Genomic DNA, 1,503 nt, shown 5'->3' on the forward strand with positions numbered 1-1,503 from the left:
AATGGCGGAGTCATACATTGGCAAGACATTTTCTGCAATAAATTTTCCATTGCCAAAATTAGATTCAGGATCGAATTTAAAGATGCCAACTCGATCCACCTCAAGAACTTTGCGAATTTCCCGAACAGTTGTCTTGAACAAACTCTCCATATTCAGAGATTCGCGAATTTGGGCAACCAAATCAAATAAAATTTTCTGCCTTTGATAGGCTTGATTTAATGCTGTTACTTTTTGCTCAGCTTGAATCAAAAGTTGTGCTTGTTGAACAGCAAAACCCAATTGTGAGGCAACTTTTCCTAAAAACTGAATATCTGATTTTTTCCAATCATAAGGCTTTGAATGCTGATAGGCTGAAAGGACTCCCCACAATTGTTTGCCGATAAAAATTGGTGCAGTGGCGTAGGCTCGAATCTGAAATTGCTCTAAAATTTCGAGATGACAAGGGGATAAACCTGCCGTATAAATATCTGAAACACTTAAAATTTCGTTGTTGCGATATCGCCCACCTTTATTCTCTTGAAGATAAGAATCATTCCAGACAGTATTCTTTTCCATAATCTTGATATCATCAACTTCTGGCTCGACAAACTCAAAGTCACTGACAAATTCTCCTCCCCAATTTTCATAAAAACGATAAACTGCTATTCGCTCTACCCGGAGTAGTTTACAGGTTTCCTTAGTGGTTGTCCGAAAGATGGTTTCCAGATCCAGAGAAGCACGGATTTTACTGATGACTCGATATAAAGCTCTTTCTTGCGCTTCTTTTTTTTGCAGTTCAAACTCTTGTCGAGCGACTTGGGCTTCTAATTGACTGATTGTAGGCAATTTTAAAATGCTGCAAGCCGAATCCACAGTTTTTTTAGCAAAAATTCGCCAAATGGACTCGGACTTCTTAGAGGACATAATATTTTCAATCTCCTATTCTGAAAGCTACATGATGCTCGATCAATAATTTACCAGGAAACCAGCCTAAAATTATAACGGCTGCTTAGAGCGCTCCCCATAAATTTTTACCAGCTTATCCCCTGGATTAACCAGTAAAATTATCTCACAAAAAGGCACATTGGGACTATGCTAATGCCGATAAACAAGGTCAACAGTAGTTTATAGTTACTTTAAAAAAAGTGTAATTTCACCAAATTGTTGGCTTAATTGTCGCGGCACTATTGCAAGTGAATTGAGAAATTTCCCAAGGCCATTTGTCGTTCGATCGCCAACGGACGCGCTCACCGAAAATATTCCAGATTTCTACGTTAATTTTTCCGTTGCCCCACACTCTTGGTAAATATGCTTCCGCTCACCTCCTTGCCACGACACTGATGGCATAGATGCACAGATTAATTCCTCTTTCATCCCTGCATCCGCGTTCAAATCCGCGTTGTGTTCCCCACATTTTCCCATCCAGACGGCAAACACGACTAATTGATTACAGTTCGCCCTAAACCCCAAGTCGGTGGATGTGCCTACTATTAGTTCTAGTGACAGCGATCGACTGATGTAAAG

Annotated in this window: 2 protein-coding genes; both read right to left on the minus strand. The window is 40.0% G+C overall.

All coding sequences use genetic code 11. The features are described from left to right. The coding region (locus H6S82_RS32520) for a GAF domain-containing protein (protein ID WP_206756929.1) at positions 1 to 825 on the minus strand (825 nt) is incomplete at its 3' end. 423 nt (positions 826 to 1,248) lie between these two features. Next, a partial coding sequence (locus H6S82_RS32525; RefSeq protein ID WP_191057451.1) for a hypothetical protein occupies positions 1,249 to 1,503 on the minus strand: 255 nt, incomplete at its 5' end.

The organism is Planktothrix sp. FACHB-1355 (genome assembly GCF_014748295.1).
Taxonomy (GTDB): domain Bacteria; phylum Cyanobacteriota; class Cyanobacteriia; order Cyanobacteriales; family Aerosakkonemataceae; genus Aerosakkonema; species Aerosakkonema funiforme_A.